Origin of the sequence: Nitrososphaera sp., assembly GCF_050748925.1 — an archaeon.
Classification (GTDB): Archaea; Thermoproteota; Nitrososphaeria; order Nitrososphaerales; family Nitrososphaeraceae; genus Nitrososphaera.
The window spans coordinates 1-2,744 of the sequence record NZ_JBOGQF010000183.1 but is presented as its reverse complement, the minus strand read 5'-3'; the positions used below and the strand labels follow the sequence as shown (position 1 = coordinate 2,744).

The 2,744-nt window shown below is 55.4% G+C and carries 4 protein-coding genes; 3 read left to right on the top strand and 1 reads right to left on the bottom strand.

Features of this window, described 5'->3' with window-relative positions; translation table 11 throughout:
* Positions 1-206: 206 nt before the first annotated feature.
* Positions 207-515: a DNA-binding protein gene (locus tag ACREAY_RS11115; protein ID WP_431755838.1), complete on the top strand. Its 309-nt coding sequence runs from the start codon at positions 207-209 to the stop codon at positions 513-515.
* Here the strand turns inward: ACREAY_RS11115 and ACREAY_RS11110 are convergent.
* Complete coding sequence (locus ACREAY_RS11110) at positions 512-1,141, bottom strand: LysE family transporter (RefSeq protein ID WP_431755837.1); 630 nt, start codon at positions 1,139-1,141, stop codon at positions 512-514. The genes ACREAY_RS11115 and ACREAY_RS11110 overlap by 4 nt on opposite strands.
* Positions 1,142-1,201: 60 nt before the next feature.
* Here ACREAY_RS11110 and ACREAY_RS11105 point away from each other — a divergent pair, with 60 nt between their 5' ends.
* On the top strand, positions 1,202-2,275 hold the full coding sequence (locus ACREAY_RS11105) for a radical SAM protein (protein ID WP_431755836.1): 1,074 nt from the start codon (positions 1,202-1,204) through the stop codon (positions 2,273-2,275).
* A 43-nt stretch (positions 2,276-2,318) separates the two neighbouring features.
* Positions 2,319-2,732 (top strand): class I tRNA ligase family protein, encoded by a 414-nt coding sequence (locus ACREAY_RS11100; protein WP_431755839.1) that lies wholly within the window; start codon positions 2,319-2,321, stop codon positions 2,730-2,732.
* Positions 2,733-2,744: the final 12 nt, after the last annotated feature.

Sequence of the window (2,744 nt, the reverse complement as noted above, 5' to 3'; positions counted from 1 at the left end):
GTATCACTGCGTCTTTGACGGCAAGGTGTTTATCTTTTTCAAGGACGACTTTGGCTCGCTCAACTGTTACGAGATAAGCGACCCTGACGCGGTAAAAGAGGTACAGGAAAATCCGGCAGACATTGAAAACATTTTGAAAAAACGCGCCGATGCCTGATCATTCGTCGATAAACATTATATGCCACCGTGCCCAATACGCTGCACAATTGTCTACCAGCACCAACACAAGCAGGCCACCAAAGGCGAGCAACGAAATTTTTATCGGCAAAAAGCCGCTCATGGTGTACGTGACTGCAACGCTGGTGCAGCTGGCAAACGAGCCAACGGTGATCATAAAGGCAAGGGGCAAGAGCATCACGCGCGCCGTTGACGTCGCGCAGATAATAATAAAGAGGATGAACACCATCGGCTACAAGATCGGCCCGATAAAGCTCGGCTCAGAGCAGGTGACGTCAGAAGACGGCAAGGTAAGGAACGTTTCTACGATCGAAGTCCCGATATTAAGGACCGGTTAATTTTCCAGCGCGCTTACCAGAAACTGCACGCCATAATATGCAAGCGCGGCCGCAAGCCCGTACATCAGCAGCCTGTAATACTTGCTCTGCAATACAGAGCTGCCCCTTGAAGCGAGATACGCGGTGGCGGCCAGCCATGCATAGTCCATCCACACGTGCAGGGCAAAGAGCAGCGCAACGCCTGCCACGCCCCCGAACGCGGCCGAGTCAGAGACCAGCTTTAATCCGACCGTGAGCCACCAGGCCAGGAAAAAAGGGTTGAGCGCAGTCAGGGCGGCCCCTACCGCAAGCGGGCCCTTTTTGCCTGCGATGAAAGATTGCTCTTTTTTCCTTGCCACTGCAAAGACCTGTATGCCGGCAAAGCCCAGTATGGCTACGCCGCCCACCAATGTTACTGCCCTTGCGTTTTCAGATACGAACGCTGACGCGGAAAAGAGGCCGGCGGCAATTGCAGCAATCAATGCGATTTCAATCAGCGCGTGCCCGTGTGCCACCCTGACGCCGGACATCGCGCCCTGCTTTGCGCCGTAGAGCATGTTGGCCACAAACAGCGGGCCGGGCGCAAGGACGCCGGAGGCTGACACGGCTACCACCTCTGCCGCAAACTCGGCCAGCTCCACCGCCACCCTTGCGCGGGTGCAGCTATTAACCTCAATGCAAAAATACGACAGGCCCGCAAACAGGGCATGGTCGACACCATCCGCACGCTAAAGTTGCTCGGGAAATGGTCGGCAAACAGGGCGGTCGGCAGGCGCAGGCCGGTGATAGCAGTCTTTAGCATGACCCACTATTGCAACTTTTACTGCCCGATGTGCCCGTTTGGCGACGCGGACAAGGAAGGCCAGATCCAGCTGGCCCGGCGCAACGACCTCACGACAGAGCAGTGGAAACTTGTCTTTGACAAGGTCGCCAGGCACTGCGTCTGGGCGATTATAGAGGGTGGCGAGCCGACGAGCAGGCCGGACTTTATTGAGCTCGTGAAATACCTGCACGGGATAAAGATGCCGGTAACTCTGATCACCAACTGCTCTCTTTTACACGTGATTGACCTTGACGAGCTGAAAAAATACATACAATTCGTGACGTGCAGCATCGACTCGACCTTTGAAGAGCCCTACTGCAAGGTCCGCGGCGTCACGCCCCAGATGTACCGCAGGGTGATGGACAACCTGCGCCTTTTGAGCAAGCACGGCGTGCCGCACTATTTCAACAGCGTGATCACGAAATACAACACGCAAGAGTTCATCGACGGGACGTATTTTGAGCGCGCAAAAGAGCTGGGGGCAAACGCGGTGTCGTTCACGTTCGTCGAAGACAGGTCGGACGTTGACTATTCGCTTTTGCCAGACAGGCAGACAATGATAGAGGTCTGCAGGAGCATCCTTGAGCACATAAAGAGCGGGAGAAGCCCGCAGGTGATGATCCCATCTGCATATTTTGAGCAGATAATTGAGCACGGACGAGGACTGTTTGACGAGTGCGGCGTATGGAAAAGCATCTTTGTTAATGGAAACGGCACAGTGATGGTGCCCTGCTGGAAGTTCAACAGCCCTGAGAACACTTACAGCCTGCTGGAGCATTCTGTTGAAGAGATATGGAGCGCGCCCCAGTGGGACATTGCCCGCACGTGCCACGACTGCGAGGTGCTTGGCTGCATCTGGTATTCGTCGCAGCCCGTGTCAACATTTGCAAGGAACTACATGCGCGGCCTCGGCAAGATGATAAGTCAAAAGAGTCCTGAACTGGCAGAGGCTGTCTGACAACCCTTATAACGGCATTTCCAGCCAATTTCCTTGCTTGAAGATGTACGACGCGCAGGCAGGCGGGAAAAAGGCCATTGCCGGCAGAGTCAGGATGCTCTTATGCGGGCCCACCGTCTATGATTATTCCCACGTCGGCCATGCCAGGATGCTCCTCTTTTACGACCTTGTCGCAAGGTACTGCCGTTACAAGAAGCAGAAGGTCAGCGCGGTGGTCAACATCACCGACGTCGACCCCAGGATCTTTGCAAGGGCGCGCCAGGAAAGCGTCAGCCCCCAGCAGCTTGCCGGCAGGTTCATTGGCGAGCTCTTGCGCGACGCCTCCGCCCTCGGCATCGACGGCTTTTCCTATGCAAGGGTGTCTGACCACGTTGACGTTGCGAAAAGGCTGGCAAGGCGGCTCCTCTCCGAGGGCAGGGCGTACTCGGCAGATGGCAACGTTTATCTCGACGTTTAAAAAACGAAATTT